Annotated in this window: 22 protein-coding genes; 6 read left to right on the top strand and 16 right to left on the bottom strand. The window is 64.0% G+C overall.

From position 1 onward, the window contains the following. Positions 1-33 precede the first annotated feature (33 nt). The 10 genes from glnT to FJ988_RS09570 form a co-directional block, all read right to left on the bottom strand. Positions 34-1,341: a type III glutamate--ammonia ligase gene (gene glnT, locus FJ988_RS09615; protein WP_140816885.1), complete on the bottom strand. Its 1,308-nt coding sequence runs from the start codon at positions 1,339-1,341 to the stop codon at positions 34-36. Positions 1,342-1,388: 47 nt separating this feature from the next. Next, positions 1,389-2,717, bottom strand: coding sequence for an FMN-binding glutamate synthase family protein (locus tag FJ988_RS09610; RefSeq protein ID WP_140816883.1), 1,329 nt, complete (start codon positions 2,715-2,717; stop codon positions 1,389-1,391). Between the two features lie 6 nt (positions 2,718-2,723). After that, a complete protein-coding gene (locus tag FJ988_RS09605; protein ID WP_140816881.1) occupies positions 2,724-3,464 on the bottom strand; it encodes a GXGXG domain-containing protein in 741 nt (246 codons plus the stop codon). Between the two features lie 4 nt (positions 3,465-3,468). Then, positions 3,469-4,365: a glutamine amidotransferase family protein gene (locus tag FJ988_RS09600; protein WP_140816879.1), complete on the bottom strand. Its 897-nt coding sequence runs from the start codon at positions 4,363-4,365 to the stop codon at positions 3,469-3,471. An 86-nt stretch (positions 4,366-4,451) separates the two neighbouring features. Beyond that, the gene (locus tag FJ988_RS09595) at positions 4,452-4,772 is read right to left on the bottom strand and encodes a hypothetical protein (RefSeq protein WP_140816877.1); all 321 of its coding nucleotides are present in this window, start codon (positions 4,770-4,772) and stop codon (positions 4,452-4,454) included. Continuing rightward, entirely contained in the window at positions 4,769-5,458 is a 690-nt protein-coding gene (locus FJ988_RS09590; RefSeq protein WP_181183481.1) for a hypothetical protein, read from the bottom strand. Before FJ988_RS09590 ends, FJ988_RS09595 begins: the two co-directional genes overlap by 4 nt. A 49-nt stretch (positions 5,459-5,507) precedes the next feature. Next, a complete protein-coding gene (locus FJ988_RS09585; protein WP_140816875.1) occupies positions 5,508-6,914 on the bottom strand; it encodes an APC family permease in 1,407 nt (468 codons plus the stop codon). Positions 6,915-6,928: 14 nt separating this feature from the next. Next, positions 6,929-7,090 (bottom strand): hypothetical protein, encoded by a 162-nt coding sequence (locus FJ988_RS09580; RefSeq protein ID WP_140816873.1) that lies wholly within the window; start codon positions 7,088-7,090, stop codon positions 6,929-6,931. A gap of 15 nt (positions 7,091-7,105) precedes the next feature. Beyond that, positions 7,106-7,483: a hypothetical protein gene (locus FJ988_RS09575; RefSeq protein ID WP_140816871.1), complete on the bottom strand. Its 378-nt coding sequence runs from the start codon at positions 7,481-7,483 to the stop codon at positions 7,106-7,108. Positions 7,484-7,494: 11 nt separating this feature from the next. Next, positions 7,495-7,782 carry a hypothetical protein gene (locus tag FJ988_RS09570; RefSeq protein ID WP_140816869.1) on the bottom strand — a complete coding sequence of 96 codons (288 nt, stop codon included), beginning with the start codon at positions 7,780-7,782 and terminating at the stop codon, positions 7,495-7,497. Positions 7,783-8,068: 286 nt separating this feature from the next. On the opposite strand from FJ988_RS09570, the gene FJ988_RS09565 reads away from it, so the two are divergent. From FJ988_RS09565 to FJ988_RS09550, 4 genes are read left to right on the top strand one after another with little or no spacing between them, the layout of a single operon-like run. Then, positions 8,069-9,202: an aminomethyltransferase family protein gene (locus FJ988_RS09565; protein WP_140816867.1), complete on the top strand. Its 1,134-nt coding sequence runs from the start codon at positions 8,069-8,071 to the stop codon at positions 9,200-9,202. Positions 9,203-9,242: 40 nt separating this feature from the next. Then, complete coding sequence (locus FJ988_RS09560) at positions 9,243-9,836, top strand: dimethylamine monooxygenase subunit DmmA family protein (RefSeq protein ID WP_140816865.1); 594 nt, start codon at positions 9,243-9,245, stop codon at positions 9,834-9,836. Then, the gene (locus FJ988_RS09555; RefSeq protein ID WP_140816863.1) at positions 9,833-10,798 is read left to right on the top strand and encodes a PDR/VanB family oxidoreductase; all 966 of its coding nucleotides are present in this window, start codon (positions 9,833-9,835) and stop codon (positions 10,796-10,798) included. The genes FJ988_RS09560 and FJ988_RS09555 overlap by 4 nt, the downstream gene beginning before the upstream one ends. A 9-nt stretch (positions 10,799-10,807) precedes the next feature. Next, a complete protein-coding gene (locus FJ988_RS09550; RefSeq protein ID WP_140816861.1) occupies positions 10,808-11,848 on the top strand; it encodes a DUF3445 domain-containing protein in 1,041 nt (346 codons plus the stop codon). 114 nt (positions 11,849-11,962) lie between these two features. On the opposite strand, the gene FJ988_RS09545 is transcribed toward FJ988_RS09550, so the two are convergent. Next, positions 11,963-12,679 carry a helix-turn-helix domain-containing protein gene (locus FJ988_RS09545; protein WP_140816859.1) on the bottom strand — a complete coding sequence of 239 codons (717 nt, stop codon included), beginning with the start codon at positions 12,677-12,679 and terminating at the stop codon, positions 11,963-11,965. A gap of 317 nt (positions 12,680-12,996) precedes the next feature. Here FJ988_RS09545 and FJ988_RS09540 point away from each other — a divergent pair, with 317 nt between their 5' ends. Further along, on the top strand, positions 12,997-14,355 hold the full coding sequence (locus FJ988_RS09540) for an NAD(P)-binding domain-containing protein (RefSeq protein ID WP_140816857.1): 1,359 nt from the start codon (positions 12,997-12,999) through the stop codon (positions 14,353-14,355). Between the two features lie 70 nt (positions 14,356-14,425). Here FJ988_RS09540 and FJ988_RS09535 read toward each other — a convergent pair whose 3' ends face one another. Continuing rightward, positions 14,426-15,190, bottom strand: a complete 765-nt coding sequence (locus tag FJ988_RS09535) for an SDR family oxidoreductase (RefSeq protein WP_140816855.1) — start codon at positions 15,188-15,190, stop codon at positions 14,426-14,428. A 224-nt stretch (positions 15,191-15,414) separates the two neighbouring features. Here FJ988_RS09535 and FJ988_RS09530 point away from each other — a divergent pair, with 224 nt between their 5' ends. Then, a complete protein-coding gene (locus FJ988_RS09530; RefSeq protein ID WP_140816853.1) occupies positions 15,415-16,026 on the top strand; it encodes a hypothetical protein in 612 nt (203 codons plus the stop codon). 15 nt (positions 16,027-16,041) lie between these two features. Here FJ988_RS09530 and FJ988_RS09525 read toward each other — a convergent pair whose 3' ends face one another. The 4 genes from FJ988_RS09525 to FJ988_RS09510 are packed head-to-tail and all read right to left on the bottom strand — an operon-like array spanning position 16,042 to position 22,275. After that, the gene (locus FJ988_RS09525) at positions 16,042-18,081 is read right to left on the bottom strand and encodes an ABC transporter ATP-binding protein (protein ID WP_140816851.1); all 2,040 of its coding nucleotides are present in this window, start codon (positions 18,079-18,081) and stop codon (positions 16,042-16,044) included. Next, the gene (locus tag FJ988_RS09520) at positions 18,074-18,958 is read right to left on the bottom strand and encodes an ABC transporter permease (RefSeq protein WP_181183480.1); all 885 of its coding nucleotides are present in this window, start codon (positions 18,956-18,958) and stop codon (positions 18,074-18,076) included. Before FJ988_RS09520 ends, FJ988_RS09525 begins: the two co-directional genes overlap by 8 nt. Next, positions 18,955-19,908 carry an ABC transporter permease gene (locus tag FJ988_RS09515; RefSeq protein ID WP_140816849.1) on the bottom strand — a complete coding sequence of 318 codons (954 nt, stop codon included), beginning with the start codon at positions 19,906-19,908 and terminating at the stop codon, positions 18,955-18,957. Before FJ988_RS09515 ends, FJ988_RS09520 begins: the two co-directional genes overlap by 4 nt. 12 nt (positions 19,909-19,920) lie before the next feature. Then, positions 19,921-22,275, bottom strand: coding sequence for a molybdopterin guanine dinucleotide-containing S/N-oxide reductase (locus FJ988_RS09510; protein ID WP_140816847.1), 2,355 nt, complete (start codon positions 22,273-22,275; stop codon positions 19,921-19,923). Positions 22,276-22,363 lie beyond the last annotated feature (88 nt).

Here is a 22,363-nt window from a genome sequence, read left to right as displayed (position 1 = left end):
CGAAAACCGTGCCACACTTTTCGGTCCGATGCGCTAAATGTCCAGCGTGTGGTCGCGCTCCCACTGCGTGAAGTGCGAAGCATAGGAATTCCATTCTTGGTGCTTCAGCTTTAGGTAAGCCGACGAGAATTCTTCACCCAGCGCCGCCTTCAGCGATTTGTCCTTGTCGAACTCGCGCAGCGCGTCGAGCAGGTTCAGCGGCAGTTTCGGCGCGCCCTTCACCGTGTGGCCATACTGGTACATGTCGATGTCGTAGCGCTTGCCGGGATCCGCCTTGGAACGGATGCCGTCGAGGCCTGCAGCGATGATCACCGACTGCAAGAGATAGGGGTTGGCCGCGCCGTCCGGCAGGCGCAGCTCGAAACGGCCGGGGCCGGGCACGCGCACCATGTGAGTGCGGTTGTTGCCGGTCCAGGTCACCGTGTTCGGCGCCCATGTGGCGCCGGAGATGGTGCGCGGCGCGTTGATGCGCTTGTAGGAATTCACCGTCGGATTGGTGATGGCGGCGAGCGCCGAGGCATGCTTCATGATGCCGCCGAGGAAATTCTTGCCCTTGGCGGAAAGGCCGAGCTCCATCGCATTGTCGGCGAAGACGTTGGTCTTGCCGGCCTTGTCCCAGACCGAAATATGGACGTGGCAGCCATTGCCGGTCAGGCCCTGGAATGGCTTCGGCATGAAAGTCGCGCGCAGCCCATGTTTTTCCGCAACGGACTTGACCATGAACTTGAAGAAGGAGTGCTTGTCGGCGGTAGCCAGCACGTCGTCGAAGGCCCAGTTCATCTCGAACTGGCCGTTGGCGTCCTCGTGGTCGTTCTGGTAGGCGCCCCAGCCGAGCGACAGCATGTGGTCGCAGATCTCTGCGATCACGTCATAGCGCCGCATCACCGCTTGCTGGTCGTAGCAGGGCTTTGAGGCCGTGTCGTATTGGTCGGAGATGGCGCTGCCGTCCGGCGAGATCAGGAAGAACTCGGCCTCGACGCCGGTTTTGACATGCATGCCGTCGCTGGCGGCTTCCGCGATCAGCCGCTTCAGCGTGTTGCGCGGCGCCTGGTCGACTTCCTTGTCTTCCATGATGCAGTTGGCCGCAACCCAAGCGACCTCCGGCTTCCACGGCAACTGGATCACCGAATCCGGGTCCGGCACCGCCAGCATGTCCGGATGCGCCGGCGTCATGTCCAGCCATGTGGCGAAACCGGCAAAGCCGGCGCCGTCCTTCTGCATGTCGGCGATCGCCTGCGCAGGCACCAGCTTGGCGCGCTGCCCACCGAAAAGGTCGGTGTAGGAGACCATGAAATACTTGACGCCCTTCTGCTTGGCGAAAGCGGCGAGATCGTTCCCCATTTATGTAGTTCCCTCGCGTATGTACAATGCTGGTGGTTCGGTGTGTCTTAGAAGCCGTTCTTCCCCGGTATCCAGTTGGTGCCGGCAAGCGGCACGCCGGCCATGGCGGCGGCTTCGATGGTGAGCGCGACGAGATCCTCGGGCTCGAGATTGTGCAGGCTGTTCTTGCCGCAGGCCCGCGCAATCGTCTGCGCTTCCAGCGTCATCACCTTCAGGTAGTTCGCCAGCCGCCGGCCTGCGGCGATAGGGTCGACCCGCTTCATCAGCTCGGGGTCCTGCGTGGTGATGCCGGCCGGGTCGCGGCCCTCGTGCCAGTCGTCATAGGCGCCGGCGGTGCTGCCGAGCGCATTGTACTCCGCCTCCCAGCGCGGATCGTTGTCGCCGAGCGCCACAAGTGCGGCCGTGCCGATTGAGACGGCATCGACGCCGAGCGCCAGCGCCTTTGCGACATCGGCGCCGTTGCGGATGCCGCCGGAGACGATCAGCTGGACCTTGCGGTGCATGCCCAGGTCCTGCAGCGCCTGCACCGCCGGCCTGATGCAGGCGAGCGTCGGCTGGCCGACGTTCTCGATGAACACCTCCTGGGTGGCGGCGGTGCCGCCCTGCATGCCGTCGACCACCACGACATCGGCGCCGGCCTTCACCGCAAGTGCCGTGTCGTAATAGGGACGAGCGCCGCCGACCTTGACGTAGATCGGCTTTTCCCAGTCGGTGATTTCGCGCAGCTCGAGGATCTTGATTTCGAGATCGTCCGGCCCGGTCCAGTCGGGATGGCGCGAGGCCGAGCGCTGGTCGATGCCCTTGGGCAGCGTGCGCATCTCGGCGACGCGGTCGGAGATCTTTTGTCCGAGCAGCATGCCGCCGCCGCCCGGCTTGGCGCCCTGGCCGACGACCACTTCGATCGCGTCGGCGCGGCGCAAATCGCGCGGGTTCATGCCGTAGCGCGATGGCAGGTACTGATACACAAGCTGCTTGGAATGGCCGCGCTCCTCCTCGGTCATGCCGCCGTCGCCGGTGGTGGTCGAGGTGCCGGAGAGTGTCGCGCCGCGTCCCAGCGCTTCCTTGGCCGGACCGGAGAGCGAGCCGAAGCTCATGCCGGCGATGGTGATCGGGATCTTCAATTCGATCGGCTTCTTGGCGTGGCGCGAGCCGAGCACAACGCTGGTGTCGCAGCGCTCGCGATAGCCTTCCAGCGGATAGCGCGAGATCGAGGCGCCGAGGAAGAGCAGGTCGTCGAAATGCGGCAGCTTGCGCTTGGCGCCGGCGCCGCGGATATCATAGATGCCGGTGGCGGCAGCGCGGCGGATTTCGGAAAGCGTATAGTCGTCGAAGGTCGCGGATTTGCGCGGCGTCGTCGGCGGGTTGCGGTAAGTCATCGTCCCTCAATACGCGTCGGCGTTGTCGATGTTGAAATTGTAGAGCTTGCGGGCCGAGCCGTAGCGCTTGAACTCGGACGCCTTGACGCCGGTGGCGCCGGCGCGGTCGAGCAGGCCCTGCAGCAATTCGATGTGTTCCGGCCGCATCTCCTTGGCGATACAGTCGGCGCCGAGGCTCTCGACCTTGCCGCGCACGAAGAGCCGCGCCTCGTAGATGGAATCGCCCAGCGCATCGCCGGCATCGCCCAACACCACGAGATTGCCGGACTGCGCCATGAAGGCCGACATGTGGCCGATATTGCCGTGCACGACGATGTCGATGCCTTTCATCGAGATGCCGCAGCGCGAGGAAGCATTGCCCTCGATGACCAAGAGGCCGCCCTTGCCGGTGGCGCCGGCATATTGGCTGGCGTCGCCCTTGATGACGATCTGGCCCGACATCATGTTCTCGCCGACGCCCGGGCCGGCCGAACCGTGCACGGTAATCGCCGCGCCGTCGTTCATGCCGCCGCAATAATAGCCGACGCTGCCGCGTACATCGATCGAGACCGGCTGGTCGACGCCGACGGCGACCGAATGGCTCCCCCTGGGATGGAGCACCTCCCAGGCGGTTTCGTTCGAACCCGGCGCCAGCTTGTGCAGCGCCTGGTTCAACTCGCGCAGTGAATGTTCGGCGAGGTCGAAGACGCGTGACGGTTGACTATGGCTCTGCTCTCGCTCGGCCTTGGACACGTTAGTTGCCGGCATCGGCTCAATGCTCCCAGAAATAGACGGTTGCGGGCTCCGGTTCCCAGACCCGCGCATTGTCGATGCCGGGCAGTTTGGTCAGCGCGCGATATTCGGAGCCGAAGGCGACATATTGGTCGGTCTCGGCCATGACGGCCGGCTTGCAGGCGATCGGGTCGCGCACCACGCCGAAGCCGTTCTTGGTGCCGACGACGAAGGTGAAGAAGCCGTCGAGGTCGGAGAGCGTGCCCTCCAGCGCCTCGCCGAGATTCTTGCCATGCGCCATCCGGTTGGAGAGGTAGGCGGCCGCCACTTCGGTGTCGTTCTCGGTTTCGAATTTCATGCCGTCGCGGATCAGCTCGCGGCGCACATTGTTGTGGTTGGAGAGCGAGCCGTTATGCACCAGGCATTGGTCGGCGCCCGTCGAGAACGGATGCGCGCCCATCGTGGTCACCGCCGATTCCGTTGCCATGCGGGTATGGCCGATGCCATGCGTGCCGGTCATCGCGCGCACGTCGAAGCGCTCGACGACGGCTTCCGGCAGTCCGACTTCCTTGTAGATCTCGACCGCCTCGCCGGCGCCCATGATGCGCACGTCCGGCCGCAGCGTTTGCAGCGCCTCGCGCGCGGCGTCGACCTTGTCGGGCGTGCTGCGGATGACCGCATGCGTCGACTTGACCGCAATGCTCACCGGCGCGCCGATCGCCTTGGCGAGCTCGGCATCGAGGCCGCGGAAGTCGCGATCGGGCTTGGCCGACTGGATGGTGATCTTGGCTTCATTGCCGGTGGTTGCGCCATAGATGGCGATGCCGGCGCTGTCCGGCCCGCGGTCGCTGAGCGACACCAGCATCTCCGACAGCATCGCACCGAGCTTCGGCTCCAGCGCCTTGTCCTTTAGGAAAAGTCCGACGATTCCGCACATGTTAGCCTCCGACGTTTGTGGGCTCTGAAGATGCTGTAACGAATGCGTTTGCTTAATTCAATGGCATGAAAGAAATTTTCCTGAGATTATATGTTCGAAGGTGCATCGCCTGCGGCACTATCGCCGTCCGGGCTCGCCTTGTGAACCCAGACGGCATGGCGGATGCGGGCAATCCTGTAGGCATCGAGGATCGACAGCGCATAGATCAGGAAGCCGCCGGCATGACGGCCGATGAAGCTGGCGTCCGCAGGCGCCACTTTCGTCGTCACCCAGCCGAAGATCACCATGAAGAACAGGAACTGCAGCCCGCGCACCGGAATGCCGAGCACGACATGGCCGCTGGCCGGCAGAACGATCGCGGCGCCAAGCACGAGGTAGGGGTTCGCGGGGGCAGGGGTATCGGTCATGCTGCTTGCCTTTCGCGCTGGTTGATAGCCGCGCGAAGCGCCGACGTCGCTTCCAGCAGCTTTTCGATCAAGGCCGGATCGATGGCCGTGTTGTTGAACGCGGCCTGCCGGAACACGCCGTAGCGCGCGCGCTCGGCCTCGGCCAGCAGCCAGACGATGCGCACGCCCTTCTGCGTGATCAGCAATTCCTTGGCGCGGCTTTCGGCAAATATTCCGGCATGCGCGGCGATCAGCTCCTGCGGGAAGGCAACGCCCCGGCGATCGGTCCGCAGCACGGCCTCGGCGGGAAGGGCAGTGGTCTTCGGCAGCGTGTGCGGCAGATGGTCGAAATTGGAGAAGGTGGTGGCCGAGCCCGGCCTCATCATCATGTCGAAAGTGCCTGGCACCGCCACCGGCTCGGTGATCGACACGCTCAGCCAGCGTGTCGGCAGTTTCCGGGTCGCCAGCGTGTCGACGATGGTGCGCACTTGCGCGCGCTGACCGTCCCATGTCCCGGCCCAGGTGGCGACACCGGCCGTGCCGTCCGAGACATCGACGGCGTCGGCTATTGTTGCGCGGACATTCGCCGTGTCGGCTTCGCGCGCCGCGTCGGCGCGCTTGCGGCTGGCGCGCGCGAGCCATGCGAGATGAAGGACGACGGCAAGCGCGATCGCCCCGGCAAACAACACTGACGCCAACTCGGACATCCCGTCACACTGCGACTTGCCCTGCTTTGGAGCAAGCCGTTCTTTCCGTTCAATAGCCCTGCGGCTTCGGCCACGGCATGGTGAACTGGTCGCCGCGGCGCACGAATTTGTAGCGGTAGAAGTGGAACCACAGCGAGATCAGGAAATAGAAGATCGTCATCGCGATCAGCTGTGAGCCGAAGCCGAGGAAGATGGCGAAGAAGGTCACCACGCACAGGCAGAACAGCACGATTGCCGGCAGCGGATGGAAGGGGTGCGTGTAGCCGCGGCGGATCGTGCCCAGCGGCCACTTCTTGCGGAACATCATGATGTTGATGCTCATGAACGTGTATTGCAGCACGCCCGACAGGATCGAGAAGGTGATCGCCTGGTTGAGGTCGGCGATGAAGGCGAAAGCCAGCGCGATCGGCAGCAGGAACAGGATCGAACGGTAGGGTGTGCGATACTTCGGATGCACCGCCGAAAACCAGCTCGGCAGATAGCGGTCGCGTCCAAGCGAGAACCAGGCGCGCGCCGCATCGTTGATGCAGCCATTGGCCGAAGCAAGCGCCGACAGCAGTGTCGCGACGAACAAAAGCTCTTCGAGCAGCGGGCTGCCGCTCAGCTTGCCGGCGTCCCAAAGCGGGTAATAGGTGATGCCGAGATACTCCCACGGCATCATCGAGGCACAAACATACCAGGTCATGGCGGCGGCGATCAGAAGCGTGATCATGCCAGCCATGGTGCCGTAGGGCAGCGAGCGCGCCGGCGAGCGCACTTCCTCCGCGGCCTGCGTGGTGCCTTCGATGCCGAGATAATACCAGATGCCGAACTGGAAGGCGGCGATGACGCCGATCCAGCCATAGGGCAGCGCGTTGCCGGGCGTGACCAACTCGTTGAGCTTCAGCACCGCGCCTTGCGTCCACGGGCTGACCGAGAAGAACAGGATGACGATCGAGACATAGGCGATTGCGGTGATGACGAAATTGACGTTGAGCGTCATGAGGACGCCGCGATAGTTGAGCCAGGCGAGCACCACGATGGTGGCGGCGATGAAGGAATTGTGCGTCAGCCCTTCGACGCCGGCCTTGGCGACGATGGTGTCGCCGAGCAGGATCGCGTCCGACACTTCCAGCATTGTGTAGGCAAACACCAGGAACAGCGCCACGTTGAAGGCCATCAGCGGGCCGACGATGTGCTTGGCCTGTGCATACTGGCCGCCGGCGGCGGCGACGGTCGACGTTACCTCGGAATCGATCATCGCGACCGAAGTATAAAGCAGTCCGACGATCCAGCAGACGATCAGTGCCGCCAGCGCGCCGCCCTTGTCGGCTGAAAAATTCCAGCCGGTGAATTCGCCGACCAGCACGATGCCGACGCCGAGTGCCCAGACATGGGCCGGCCCGAGCACTCGAAGCAGCGAGACCCTGTCACCGTGGATTGTCGTCGTCTTTCCCGTTTCGACCGCAGCCGTCATTGCTCAGTCCCCACTCAGATCCGGTGTGTTTCGGAAACGGCTTCAAGCTCGCCTTCGCGCGAGGAGGTCAGCGTCTCCTCGGAGTAGGTCGTGTCGACTTTGAACCAGTCGTAGAGCATCCACAGCGCAAGCACGGCCGAGATGCCCCAGCAAACGTAAGACAGTCCCATCCACATGGTTTTTTCCCCGGATTACTTATCTTCGAACTTCTCGTTGATCACCTCGCGATATTCGCGATCGGAGGCGCGGAACAGGAAGACGAAATAGCCGATCAGCACGACCGCCATGATGATCAGCGTCGGCCAGTCGATGATGTAATGGAAATGGTTGCGGATGACGTCGTGGGCAGTCTCGGGCGTGTAGCCGAGCTTTTCCCAGATCGATGCCATCGTCGCGTTCTGGCCGAGCGAGTCCCAGGTCTTGGTGTCGAGCGCGTCGATCGATTTGGCGGCGCCCGCCAGCCCCAGTTTCAGCGGCAGCCAGAGCGCCACGAAAATGGCGACCACCACGACCGCGATGTCGAAGATTTGCCCGACCTTGCTCTGCTCCGGCGGTGTATAGCGCGGCATCTCTTTACCCCTCAGGATTTGCGGTTGCGGGCCGCGTCGGCATTCTTGATGTCGAGCCCGTAGATGAAGTCCTTGTCTTCCTTGTAGTGGTTGAGCATGGCGAGGATGGCGGCGGTGTTGAAGATCAGCACCGCGGCCGCCGCGACCGCCACAACGAATTTGATCCCGCTGTCGGGGATGTAGGACCATGTCATCAAGAGGACGAAAAGGATCGTCGCCCACAGGCAGACGATCAGGAGCACGGATCCGCGCACGTCGGAACGGTACAGCGCTTCTATGCGCTGCTTAAGGTCGGCCATCGGTTTTCCCCTTTCTCGATGTCCGGCCCCGAAATCGACCGGGCATCCACTCTTTCTACAGAGTGAAATTTTTTTCATAAATTCCGACCGAATCTCGCGATTGTCAAGCCGGATTTACGCTCCGTAAACCGCTTGTTTCAGGTCAACAAATTTGCCTGACAATGAAATTATTTGCTTCAAGGGGATTGCAGCGCTCCGCCGTTTGCGGTCAATATTCGACCAAGCTCCGCCACCGAGCAGGAGCAGGGAACAGCAACGACTTGAAAATCGCAAGGAGGACGATCGGATGACGGCATCCTGGAGATTCTCGACCCTGGCGGATCGCCATCGCGCGCTCGGCTCGAAGCTCGAGGACTGGAGCGGCATGGGCACCGCCTGGACCTACAACAAGGACGCCGACGAGGAATATATCGCCATCCGCACCAAGGCCGGGCTGATGGACGTGTCCGGCCTGAAGAAGATCCACATCACCGGGCCGCACGCCTCGCATTTGATCGACCTCGCCACGACCCGCGACGTCGAAAAGATCTACCCGGGCAAGTCGGCCTATGCCTGCATGCTGAACGAGGCCGGCAAATTCACCGACGACTGCATCCTTTATCGCATCAGCCCGAACTCCTGGATGGTCGTGCATGGCTCGGGCACCGGCCATGAGGAATTGCAGAGGGCGGCGATGGGCCGCGACGTGTCGCTGCGCTTCGACGACAATCTGCACGACCTGTCGCTGCAGGGGCCGACCGCGGTCGACTATCTTGCAAAGCATGTGCCGGGCATCCGCGATCTGCCCTATTTCCATCACATGCAGACGCAACTGTTCGGTTTCCCGGTGATGATCTCGCGCACCGGCTACACCGGCGAGCGCGGCTACGAGATCTTCTGCCGCGGCCAGGACGCCGGCACGGTCTGGGACAGGATCCTCGACGAGGGCAAGAGCGCCGGCATCATCCCTTGCCGCTTCACTACGCTCGATATGCTGCGGGTCGAAAGCTACCTGCTGTTCTACCCCTATGACAATTCGCAGAAATATCCGTTCGAGAATGAAGGCCCCGGCGACACGCTGTGGGAGCTCGGCCTCGACTTCACCGTCAGCCCCGGCAAGACCGGCTTCCGCGGCGCCGAGGAGCACTACCGGCTGAAGGGCAAGGAGCGCTTCAAGATCTATGGCGTGTTGCTCGACGGCAAGGAGCCGGCGGACGAAGGCGCGCCGGTCTATCGCGACGGCAAACAGGTCGGCGTGGTGACCTGCGCCATGTATTCGCCGCTGGTCAAGAAATCGATGGGCATCGCCCGCCTCGACGTCGACTGCGCGGTCAAGGACACCAAGCTCGAAATCCGCAACAAGAGCGGGTCGATCAAGGCGACGGCGCAGCCGCTGCCGTTCGACGATCCGAAAAAGACCAAGCGCACCGCCAAGGGTTGAGGCATCATCAACGGGAGGGGTTTCGAGGCACGAAGGACGAATGGCCAAGACGATCATCAGCCGGCCCATTTACGGAACGCTCTCTCCGCAGCCCGGCAAGCACCATCTTTTCATCGCCGACGCCGAAGGCGCGCTGGCGATCACCGACATGGCCGGCAAGGCGCCGCCCGGCTTTTTCGACGGCGCCGAAATCGTCTTCATTCCAGGCCCTGAGGGCAAGCACGTCGCTGCCCTCGAAGCGCTGAAGCCGGCGCAACTGCACCTGCCGCCGTCTTTCGCCAGCCTGTTGCCGCGACTCAAGCAGACGTTGACCAACGCCCATATGGGCCTGCGGCTCTACCTTGCCGGCACTGAGGGCCTGATCGGCCAGGCGATGCAGGCAGCGCTTGAGGCCGGCATCGACCACACCTCGATGCAGACCGAGCATCGCGGCTCACTCGCCCGGCGCATGCAGTGCGTGCACTGCAAGGGCATCACCGAGAATGTGACGACGCAGCCTGCGCTCTGCGCGCATTGCGGCCTGCTGCTTCTGGTGCGCGACCACTATTCGCGCCGCCTCGCCGCCTTCCAGGGCGTGTGCATCAACGCCGAGGATCGCTCGGAGAACCCTCCGATGGAGGAGGCCTTCCCATGAGCACCGGCACCACCAAGCTCGATGTCGTCGTCAGCGACGTCGTTCCCGTCAACGAACTGGTCACGCGCTTCCATTTCCGCCGCCGCGACGGCGAGTTGCTTCCGACCTTTTCCGGCGGCGCCCATGTCGTGGTCGAGATGCGCGACGGCGACCGCACCAGGCTCAATCCCTATTCGCTGATGGGCTCGCCGCTCGATACGCGCGAATACACGATATCGGTCAGGCGCGACGATGTCGGCCGCGGCGGCTCGCTGTTCATGCACCGGCGCGTCCATGCCGGCGTGGAGATGGTGATCAGCTATCCGGTCAATTTGTTCTCGCTCGATCTGAGAGCCAGGAAGCACCTGATGCTGGCCGGCGGCATCGGCATCACGCCCTTCATGGCGCAGACCGCGCAGCTCGCCGGTTCCGGCGGCAATTTCGAATTGCACTACACCTGCCGCACCGCTTCGCTCGGCACCTATGCCGATGTGCTGCAACAGCGCCACGGCAATCGGGTGAAGCTCTATCACGACGATCGCGAGGAACGCATCGACCTCGATCGTCTGCTCTCATCGCAGCCGCTCGGCACGCATCTCTATGTCTGCGGCCCGGCCGGCATGATCAACTGGGTGCGCGACCGCGCCGCTGCCTTGGGTTGGCCGCCGGAGACCGTGCATTTCGAGCATTTCGCGGCACCCCAACCCGGCGCGCCCTTCGACGTGACGCTCGCCGTCAGCGGCAAGACGATCCGCGTCGGCGAGCAGCAGAGCCTGCTCGAAGCGATCGAAGCCGCCGGCGTCGATCCGCCTTATCTGTGCCGCGGCGGCGTCTGCGGCCAGTGCGAGACCAATGTCATCTCCTACGACGGCAAGTTCATCCACAACGACCACTGGCTGAGCGAGGAAGACCACCGTTCCGGCTGCAAGATCATGCCTTGCGTCTCGCGCTTCGAGGGCAAGTCACTGGTCTTGGAAAGATAGGAGGCGTCAATGGGCATCACCTTTCGCAAGGAAACCTTTCGCGACGACTATACCTTCAAGAACAGCCCGGAGCACATCAGGCGCTTTCCCTTCCCGTTCCACGAAGACAGCTACATGTATGCGGTCAACATCGAGCCGCATGTCGTCGGCCCGAAGGGCTCGGTGCTGGAGAACCTGATCGACGTCGACGAGCACTATGTCGCCGAGATGCAGGACCGCGCTTTGGTCTTGGCCGAGGATCCGCTGCGCTGCCAGTCGCTGCCGCATATGACCTTGGCCGGTTGGGACCTGCTCGAGCTTCTGATGGAACAGCAGGCGCTCGGCTATCCCGAACACTTCACGCTGCAGCGTGACGGCGACCGCTGGCGCTGGATCAACCGGCCGCTCGGCATCGACGACACCTTCACCTTCGGCGACACCTCGACGCTGCCCTATGGCCCGATGGAATACATCACCCGCCAGAGCCAGGGCGATTTCTGCATCCTCGACCAGCGTGACGGCAATCTGTGGATGGATGCCGGCATGGTCACCACCCAGGCCGACTGGTCGCTCGATTTCGACATCGGCATGAACTTCTTCGAATGGCACGCGCCGGTGCCGCTGGCGCATGAGAAAGGCATCTTCATCCGTGCGCTGAAGTTCCTCACCAACATCCAACAGGGCAAGCCGGCAAGGCGCCTCAACTGGACGATGACGATCAATCCGCGCCTCGACACCAGCCCCGAGAACTACCACAAATGGGGTCCTGACCGCGCCACGGTCACGCCCGAGAATGTCGGCCAGAAAGTGCATCTGCGCGTCGAATTGCAGAGCTTCTGGCGCCTGCCGCGCTCCAACGGCATCGTCTTCCCGATCCGCTGCTATTTGATCAAGATGGACGAACTGGTGACGCAGCCCAAATGGGCGCGCCGCCTGCACCGCGTCATCCGCGACCTGCCGGAAGAACTCGCGACGTATAAGGGCCTGACGCGGTATCGGCCGACGCTGGTGGAGTGGCTGTCGAAGCTCGATGATGGGAGTGCGACTTCACCGGGTTTCGGGCCGGATTAGGCGGGGCGCCGGCGCCGACGATCTCCTCTCCCCTCGGGGAGAGGTCGGATTGCCCCGAATTGCTCTTTGCAATTCGGCCTTGGCAATCCGGGTGAGGGGGCTGCGGCGGTCCGACTAACCAGCGCTGTTCTGCGGATAGCAGATGATCGACAGGTACCGCATCGGCAGCTTGGTCAGCTCTTCCGGTCCGTGCGGCGCGTCGGCGTCGAAGAACAGGCTGTCGCCGGGCTTCATCGGGTAGAGATTGTTGCCGTGCCGGTACACGACCTCGCCTTCGAGCATGTAGAGGAACTCCATGCCCGCATGCTGGAAAGTCGGGAACACGTCCGAATTCTCGGTCAGCGTGATGAGATAGGGCTCGACCACGACGCCGCTGGTGTTAGCGCCTATATGTCCGAGCAGATTGTACTGGTGGCCGGCGCGTGTGCCGCGCCGCTCGACATCGACGCCTTGGCCGGCTTTGACGAAGACGGCGCTGTGCTCCTCCTCGAAGCGGCGGAAAAAGGCGGTCACCGGAACGCCCAATGCCCTCGATAGCGCCTGCAGCGTCGTCAGCGACGGCGAGGTGATGCCGTTCTCGATCTTCGACAGCATGCCGAGCGAAATGTCGGTCGCCGCAGCGAGATCGGCGACGGTGATGCCGAGCTTCTTGCGGAAGGCGCGCACCTCGTGTCCGATCGCCACCTCCAGCACCTTTTCGCGCGTGTCGCGGATGGCGTGCGGGTTCTGCGTCAGCGGCGTGCGGATCGTGCGCCCGTCCGCCGAAACAGGCTTCGCCTTGCCTTTGGCGGCCACCTCGGCGGGCCTGGGATCGGAACTCTTCTTCGCCATGTCGCCCCCCGACTCTGCGGATTTATTTCACTCAAGGTGAACATATTCGGTGGCGATACAGGAGCGCAACCGCCCCGACAAGCCACTGTATGTCGCAGGCTATCCCGGGCTTGCGGGCGAGCGCCGCCGTCTTTGCGCACAAAAACCGTTTCGCGCAAACGCCGTTGCCGCAGATGTTTGTTGACAGCATCGAAGACCCAATTACTGTCACTGTGAGTGAAATTTGTTTCGTAGGAGCAATTCCAGGAAAAGTGTCGAACGGTTTTCCGTCCGGAATTGCGACAGGAAAAAGTCGAAATCGAAAAAGGAGGCCCGCCATGAAATCTCGCGTTGCCGTCATCGGTGCCGGACCGTCCGGTCTGGCGCAGCTCAGGGCCTTCAAGTCGGCCGCCGACAAGGGCGCGGATATCCCGGAAGTCGTCTGCTTCGAGAAACAGTCCGACTGGGGCGGGCTGTGGAACTACACCTGGCGCACCGGCCTCGACGAGCATGGCGACCCGGTGCACGGCTCGATGTACCGCTATCTGTGGTCGAACGGCCCGAAGGAGTGCCTCGAATTCGCCGACTACACCTTCGAGGAGCATTTCGGCCGGCCGATCGCCTCCTATCCGCCGCGTGCCGTTTTGTGGGACTACATCAAGGGCCGCGTCGAGAGATCCGGCCTGCGCGACTGGGTGCGCTTCAACAGTCCGGTGCGCATGGTGACCTACTCGGACGCGACGAAGAAATTCACCGTCACAGCGCATGATCGAACCAACGACGTCACCTACTCGGAAGAGTTCGACAATGTCGTCGTTGCCTCAGGCCATTTCTCCGTGCCCAACGTACCATTCTTTGAAGGCTTCCCCACCTTCAACGGCCGCATCCTGCACAGCCACGACTTCCGCGACGCGATGGAATTTAAGGGCAAGGACATCTTGATCATCGGCCGCTCCTACTCGGCCGAGGACATCGGTTCGCAGTGCTACAAATACGGCGCCAAATCGATCACCTCCAGCTACCGCTCCAAGCCGATGGGCTTCAAATGGCCGGAGAACTGGAAGGAAGTGCCACTCTTGCAGAAGGTCACCGGCAAGACCGCACATTTCAAGGACGGCACCACCAAGGATGTGGACGCCATCATTCTGTGCACCGGCTATCTGCATTCCTTCCCCTTCCTGACCGACGACCTCAAGCTCAAGACCGCCAACCGCATGTGGCCGCTCGATCTCTATGAGGGTGTCGTCTGGGAGAAGAATCCAAAATTGTTCTACATCGGCATGCAGGACCAGTTCTACACCTTCAACATGTTCGACGCGCAGGCCTGGTACGCCCGCGACGTCATCATGGGCCGCATCAAGCTGCCCGCGGCCGAAGCGATGGCCGAGCACAGCGCCAAATGGCGCGCGCGCGAGGAGACGCTTGAAGACGCCGAGCAGATGATCTGGTTCCAGGGTGACTACACCAAGGAGCTGATGGATCAGACCGACTATCCCGGCTTCGATGTCGAGGCGGTCAACCACACCTTCATGGAGTGGGAGCACCACAAGGCGGAAAACATCATGACCTTCCGCGACAACGCCTACCGCTCGTTGATGACCGGCACGATGGCGCCGGTCCATCATACGCCCTGGCTGCAGGCGCTTGACGATTCGATGGAAAGCTATCTCGCGGTGAAGGGCGTCGCGGCCGAATAGCGGAGCCGCTCAGGCCAACACTCCCCACGTGAAGCAATTTATGGGGTGTCTCGCAGGACACCCCATTGTTCTACCAGCAGACGTAGCCGCCATCGACAATCAAGTCGAGGCCGGTCACGAAGCTGGACGCGCGGCTGGCCAGGAATACGGTCGGCCCGACCATTTCCTCCGGCGCCGCCATGCGGCCCATCGGCGTGTCGCGCTTGAAGATCTTTATCTCCTCCGCCACTTCGGGCCGTTTGTTCATCGGCGTCAGCGTGTAGCCCGGGCTGACGACATTGACGCGCAAGCCGCGGTCCGCCCACTCCATGGCGAGGCTCTTCGACATGTGGATGACGGCCGCCTTCGAGGAGTTGTAATGCGCCTGCGTCAGCCCGCGGTTGACGATGCTGCCCGACATCGAAGCGATGTTGATGATCGAGCCCGCGCGCCGCGGAAGCATGACGCGCGCTTCCGCCTGACAGGACAGGAACACGCCCGCAACATTGACCTCATGCACCTTGCGCCATTTTTCCAGCGGCATGGTCTCGGCCGCTTCCGAACCGGCAATGCCGGCATTGTTGACGGCGACGGTCAGTGCGCCGAGTTCGGCTTCGACACGGTCTATCGCCGTGGCCAAATCGGTCTCGGAGGTCACGCTGCCGGTGAGCACCAGCGCTGTGCGGCCAAGCGCCTTGATTCTCTCGGCCGTCTCCTCAAGCCCGCCGTTCGAGGCATGACCGAAACAAGCGACGTCGGCGCCGGCCTCGGCAAGCCCGATGGCGATCGCCTGGCCGATGCCGCTGCCTGCGCCCGTCACAAGTGCTACGCCGCCGTCCAGTTTGAAAAGATCCATCGCACCCTCCCTAGTCGCAGGGAAGGTATGCGCTGAGTTGCGCCTTGATCAAGCGGTCCTGTTCTGGCTGGGCGGGCACCTTCAGCATGGCGGATGGCTAGCGGCAAAACTGCTTGAACGCGATTTCAACGTTTTTCACTCGCGCCGACCCATTTATGACTTGCGTCCGATGCAGTTCCGACCGCAAAACCTGCCACGCTCCCGGAACCGGCTGAGGAAGTTTCGTGCTGCAGAACATCGTTCGGCCACTGGCCACGACATATTGGCGGCGGCGGTTCAAGCCTCGCATGGAACGGCGGGAGCTTGACCTGTTCCAGAGGTTTCTGGCGCGGTCGTCCGCCTATTTCGAGTTCGGCACCGGCGGCAGCACATGCCTGGCGGCAAAACTCGTGAAAAGCACGATCCATGGCGTCGACAGCGATCCGGCCTGGGTGGCGAATGTGCTCCGGGAAATCGGACCGTCGAGAAAGGATATCTGTCTGCGGACGGTCGACATCGGTCCGGTGGGGGACTGGGGCTATCCGGTCGACACTGCCAAACTACCCCTCTTCGGGAACTACTCGAAGGCGATCCTGCACACCGGTTTTCGCGACTATGATCTTTGTCTGGTCGACGGACGTTTTCGCGTGGCCTGTTTTCTCCAGGCGCTGACCTATCTGCCGCAGGACGCGGCGATCGCGATCCATGATTACATTCGGCCCTATTACTGGGTGATTGAAGACTTTGCCCGGCCGGTCGCCGGCGTCGGCGAGTTGCGGTTCTTCGTCAGGCGTCCGGATGTCGACGAGGATCGGCTGGGCGAAGTGCTTGCCGCCCATAGGACTGTCGTCGAGTAGCAACTGTCGCCGCGATCAGGCCGGCTCCGCCTGTATGGCTTCCTGCTTCTGCAGCCTTGCCAGCTCCGCATAAGGGATATGGCAGCGGATCGTGTGCCCGGGCTCGGCCTCGGTCAGCTCCGGCTCCTGCGTCTCGCAGATGGCGCCGATCTTGCGCGGGCAGCGCGTGTGGAAGACGCAGCCCTTCGGTGGATTGGCGGCGCTCGGGATCTCGCCGTCGAGGCGGATGCGTGAGGTTTCGGTCCGGTCGAGCTTCGGCACGGCCGACAGCAGCGCTTCCGTATAAGGATGGTGCGGGCCGGAGAACACCGCTTCCGACGGACCGAACTCCATGATGCGGCCGAGATAGAGCACGGCGATCTTGTCGGAGAGGTAACGCACCACGCCGAGGTCGTGCGAGATGAAGATGTAGCTGACGTCCTGCTTCGTCTGCAGGTCGGCCAGAAGGTTGAGGATCGCCGCCTGCACCGACACGTCGAGCGCCGAGGTCGGCTCGTCGCAGACCACGATGCGCGGATCGCCGGCGAAGGCGCGCGCGATCGCCACGCGCTGCTTCAGCCCGCCCGACAGCTGACGTGGCTTGACCGCGAGATGCCGGTCGGTGAGCCGCACCGAGCGGACCAGCTCTTCTAGCCGCGTGTCCAGCGTCTTGCCGGTGAGCCCGCCCAGCCGCTTCAGCGCGCGGGACAGGATATGCCTGATCGAATGCGAGCGGTTGAGCGCCGAATCCGGGTTCTGGAAGACGATCTGCACCGCCTTCACCTGGTCCTCCGTGCGGCTCGCAAGCCGTGGCGCCAGCTTCTTGCCTTCGAGCGCGATCGAGCCGCCGTCGTCCGGCGAGACGAGGCCGAGCACCAGCCTGGCGAAGGTCGTCTTGCCGCTGCCGGATTCGCCGACCAGGCCGAGTGTCTCGCCAGGCCTCAGGCTGACCGAGACGTCCTTCACGGCCCTGAGCGGGCGGCCGTGGCTGGCATAGGTCTTGTTCAGCCCTTCTACCTGCAGCACCGGCGGCGCCTGTTTCGGTGTGACGGCGGGAATCTCGGCGGGTGTCGCGCGCGGCAGCGACTGCGCCTTGTCGTGATAGTGGCAGCGCGACAGCCGGCCGTCGCCAAGCTCGTAAAGCGGTGGTGGCTCGGCTCGGCAGCGCTCGGTCGCCAGCGCGCAGCGGTCGGCGAAAGCGCAGCCGACGATGTTGGCGCCGATGCCGGGCAGGAAGCCGGGGATGGTATCGAGCCGGCCCTGGTCCTTGCGCTGGCCGCCGCGCGGCAGGCAGCGCAGCAGCGCTACCGTGTAGGGGTGGCGCGGATCGTTGAAGACGTCCTTGGTCGGGCCTTCCTCAACCAGCATGCCGGCATAGAGCACGCCGACGCGGTCGCACATGTTGGAGACGACGGCGAGGTTGTGGCTGATGAACAGGATCGAGGCCGACAGCTCGCGTCGCAACTGGCCGATCAGGTCGAGCACCTCGGCTTCCACCGTCGCGTCGAGGCCGGTGGTCGGCTCGTCGAGGATCAGCATCGAAGGGTCGTTGGCCAGCGCCATGGCGATCGCCACGCGCTGCTGCATGCCACCGGAAAGCTGATGCGGATAGCGCTGCATGACGCTGACCGGATCGGAGATGCGCACGCGGTTGAGCATCGCGATCGCCTTGTCCTGCGCCGCCTGGCCGGTGATGCCGGCCAGCTCGAATATCTCAGTCAGCTGGCGGCCGATGCGTAGCGACGGGTTCAGCGCCTTGCCTGGGTCCTGATAGACCATCGACACGCTGTCGGCGCGGGCGCGTCTGAGCGCCTCGGCGTCGAGCTTCATCACATCCTGCCCGTCGAGCGCGATCGAGCCGCCGGTGATCGAGCCGTTGCGCGGCAGATAGCGCACGACGGAGAGCGCCACGGTCGACTTGCCGCAGCCGGATTCGCCGACCAGGCCGTAGGCTTCGCCGGCCTTGATGGTCAGGTTGACGTTGCGCAGCACCGCGCGGTTGCGTCCGGCGACGCGATAGGCGACGGAGAGGTCGTTGAGTTCGAGCGCGTTGGCGGCTTGGCTAGGCTCAGTCATTGAACGCTCCATGCACGCCGTCGGCCACGAGATTGACGCCGATCACCAGCGAGGCGATGGCCAAAGCATCGAACAGCACTGTCCACCAGAAGCCGCCGCCGATCATGCCGTAATTGGACGAGATCGACAGGCCCCAGTCGGGCGAGGGCGGCTGGATGCCGAAGCCCATGAAGGAGAGCGTAGCGACGGCGAAGATGGCGTAGCCCAGCCGCACCGTCGTCTCGACCAGGATCGGCGGGATGATGTTGGGCAGGATCTCGACGAACATCGTGTGCAGCGCGCCTTCGTGGCGCAGCTTTGCCGCCGCGACATAATCGAGTTCGCGCTCGGCGAGCACCGCCGAGCGCACTGTCCTGGCAATGATCGGGGCGAAGCTCAAGCCGATGACGACGATGACGGTGACCTTGGAGGTGCCGAGCGCGACGATGGCGAGCAGAGCGATGATCACCACCGGGATCGCCATGAAGGCTTCGAGCACGCGGCTGATGACGTCGTCGACGATGCCGCGGAAATAGCCGATGACGAGGCCGAGCGCCGTGCCGGCGATGGTCGCCAGGATGGTTGCCAGCGGCGCCACGGTCAGGATGTCGCGCGAGCCGACGATGACGCGCGAGAAGACATCGCGGCCGAGCTGGTCGGTGCCGAACCAGTGATCTGCGGCCGGCGGCGTGAGCGAGTTGATGATGTCGCTCGCCAGCGGATCGTAGGGGACGAAATGCTCGCCGAACAGCGCGCAGACGACCCAGAAGACGACGATCGCCAGCCCGGTCAGGAAGGTGCCGGAGCGCAAGAGCGAATGCAGCACCTCGCCCCAGGGGCTTCGCCGCGTCGTGTCGGGCGCGGCGGGCATGCCGATAGGGGTGTCAGTGGCGCTCATTGCTCTGCTCCCAGCCGGATCCGCGGATTGAGCACGGAATAGAGGAAGTCGGCGACCAAAGTGGCCACCGCGTAGACGATGCCGATGGTGAGGATGCCGGCTTCCAGCATCGGAAAATCCTTGCCTCGCGCGGCGGTGAAGATCAGCGAGCCGATGCCCTGGTAACGGAACAGCGTTTCGATGACGACCAGGCCGCCGATCAGATAGCCGGTCTGCGTGGCGATGACGGTGATGGTCGGCAACAGCGCATTGCGCAGGACGTGGCGCCAGATCACCGTGCGCCAGGGCAGGCCCTTCAGCACCGCGGTGCGCGTATAGTCGGAATCGAGCGCCTCGATCATGCCGGAGCGCGCCATGCGCGCGATATAACCGAACAGCACCAGGAACAGCGGCAGCGACGGCAGGATCAGATAATAGAGCTGGGTGAAGAAGCCGGCGTCCTTCGGCCAGGTGGCGGCGATCGGCAGCCAGCGCAGCCACACGCCGAAGATCAGGATCAGGATGATGCCGGTGACGAATTCGGGCAGCACCGTCACCGACAGGCCGCCGAGGCTGATGATGCGGTCGAGCGGCCGGTTGAGGTTGAGCGCCGCGATGACGCCGCCGAGGATGCCGATCGGCACCACCAGCACGAAGGCGACCGCCGCCAGCTTCATCGAGTTGCCGAGCGCATCGAGAACGAATGGCGCCACCGGCGCACGAAAGACGTAGGATGTGCCCATGTCGCCCTGGATGAAGTTCCAGATCCAGGTTCCGTATTGCGTCAGCAGCGGCCGGTCGACGCCGAGCGTGTGGTTGAGCGCATCGACGGCGCGCTGATCGGCGAACGGCCCCAATATGGCGCGCCCGACATTGCCGGGCAGCACTTGGCCGCCGAGGAAGACCATGACGCTGAGCAGGAACAGCGTGACCAGTGACAATGCCAGGCGCCGGACGAGGAAAGCTAGAATGGCCGCGTCTCCTTAACGAAGGTCTTTGTGTCCGGGCGCGCCGGACATGTCGGACAAACCGATAGTGGCAGGCGGATCGAAGGCTGTCACCGGCGGAACGGTGCCCGCAAAGCGCGAGACCTGAACCAGCGTCGAATTGCAGGTCGGCGACTGCGCCAGCCGCGACGTGCCGCGATCGGGCGTCAGCACATTGGGATTGCCGTGCTTTTCGAGGCCCTGCGGCTCTCCCGGACGGGCGGGATCGAACCAGGCGCCGGTCGGCAGCTGCACGACGCCGGGGATCAGGCTGTCGGTCAGTGCGGCACCTGCAAGGCAGGATCCGCGATCGTTGGAGACGAGTACCACCATGCCGTCGGCGATGCCGCGCGCTTGCGCATCCTGCCGGTTGATCAGCAACCTGGCGCGGCCGGCGATCTTGCCGGCACGGCTGACCGAGCCGTGATCGTATTGGCTGTGCAACTTGTCGGCCGGCTGCGGCGACAGGAGGTGCAACGGGAAGCGCTCGGCGAGGGTGGTGTTCCCCAGCCATTCGCGCGGCTCGCGCCACACGGCGTGGCCGGGACAGTCGTCATAGCCGAAGGATTCGATCGTCGCCGAGTAGAGTTCGATGCGACCCGACGGCGTCGCCAGGCGATGCCGCTCCGGATCGGCGCGGAAGGCGCCGAGGAAGGTCTGCGACGTCACCGAGCGGGCGAGTTCGGCATGGCCTTCATCCCAGAACCGGTCGAAGGGCGGCATCGTCACGCCGGCGGCGCCGGCATTCTGCAGCGCCTGGTCATAGAGGTGCCGGATCCATTGGTCGGCGTCGCGTCCTTCGGTGAAGGCCTCGCTGGTGCCGAGCCGTGCCGCCACATCGGCGAAGATGGCGAAATCGTCGCGCGCGTCCTGGAACGGCTCGATCGCCTGCTTCATGGCGACGATCAGGTTCTCGCGGTTGGAGAAGGAGAGGTCGTTGCGCTCCAGCGGTGTCGTCACCGGCAGCACGATGTCGGCATGGCGCGCCGTCGCCGTCCAGAATTGCTCGTTGACGATGATCGTCTCCGGCCGCTGCCAGGCCTGGACCAGGCGGTTGAGGTCCTGGTGATGGTGGAACGGATTGCCGCCGGCCCAGTAGACCAGCCTGATGTCGGGATAGGAGCGCGCCACGCCGTTGAAGTCGAAGCCGCCGCCCGGATCGAGCAGCATGTCGGCCATGCGCGCGACCGGGATGAAATGCGGCACCGCGTTCCGGCCTTGCGGCACCGAGGGCCAGCGGAAGCCCATCTCCGGCCGGCCGGCGCCATTGGTCGAGGAATAGCCGAAGCCGATGCCGCCGCCGGGCAGGCCGATCTGGCCGAGCAGGGCTGCCAGCGTGATCGCCGCCCAATAGGGCTGCTCGCCATGGTCGGCGCGCTGCAGCGACCAACTGACCATCAGCATCGTGCGGCTGGACGCCATGTCCCTCGCCAGCGCGACGATCGTCGCTTGATCGACGCCGCTGAGTTCCGCCGCCCATGCCGGATCCTTCGGATGGCCGTCGGTCTCGCCCATGATATACGGCCGCACAATGTCGAAGCCGGTCGAGTAGCGCGCCAGGAAGGCTTCGTCGTGCAGGCCGTCGCTGATCAGCACATGGCAAAGCGCCAGCATCACTGCAGTGTCGCTGTTCGGCCGCAGCGGCAGCCATTCGGTGTCGACGCCGCGCGGCGCGTCGTCGCGCACCGGCGAGACGTTGATCAGCCGCGCGCCGTTGGCGACCGCGTTGCTCAGCGCCACCGATGCCTCGTGCCGCGCCGAGCCGCCGCCTTGCACCTGCGCGTTGCGCCAGGGCAGCCCGCCGAAGGCGACGATCAGCTTGGCATGGCGCTCGATCCCATCCCAGGTTGTATGATTACCGGTCAGCGCATCGGTGCTGCCAAGCACATGCGGCAGGATGATCTCGGCCGCGCCATAGGAATAGCTCAGCACCGAGCCGGTATAGCCGCCGATCGTGTTGAGGAAGCGATGCACCTGGCCTTGCGCATGGTGGAATCGCCCGGCGCTCGCCCAGCCGTAGGATCCGGCATAGATGGCGCTGTTGCCATGCGCGAGGCGGACGCGATCGAGCTCTTTCGCCACGATATCCAGCGCGGTTTCCCACGGCACTTCGACGAAGGGTTCGTCGCCCCGTCTGCTTGTCGGAACGGACCTATCGCCTTCCAGCCAGCCGCGGCGGATGGCAGGGCGGGCGACGCGCAACTCGCCCTGCACCGTGCCCAGCATCGATCGGCCGATCGGCGACGGGTCTGGATCGCCGCTCCACGGCTCGACGCCGACGAGCCGGCCGTTCTCGGCGCGGACCTCGTAGGTCCCCCAATGCATGGTGGTGAGCAGGGTCGCGGTTCCCATGGGACGCGTCATCCCGCTGCGGCCGTTGCGGGCAGGGCGCCTGGCGCCCTGTCCCGTTTCGGCCGGCAAGCGCCAGCCCCTTGGGGAG

The sequence above is a fragment of the Mesorhizobium sp. CU3 genome, from assembly GCF_006442965.1.
In the GTDB taxonomy this organism is placed as follows: Bacteria; Pseudomonadota; Alphaproteobacteria; order Rhizobiales; family Rhizobiaceae; genus Mesorhizobium.
This window is presented reverse-complemented; position numbering and strand designations above follow the sequence as displayed.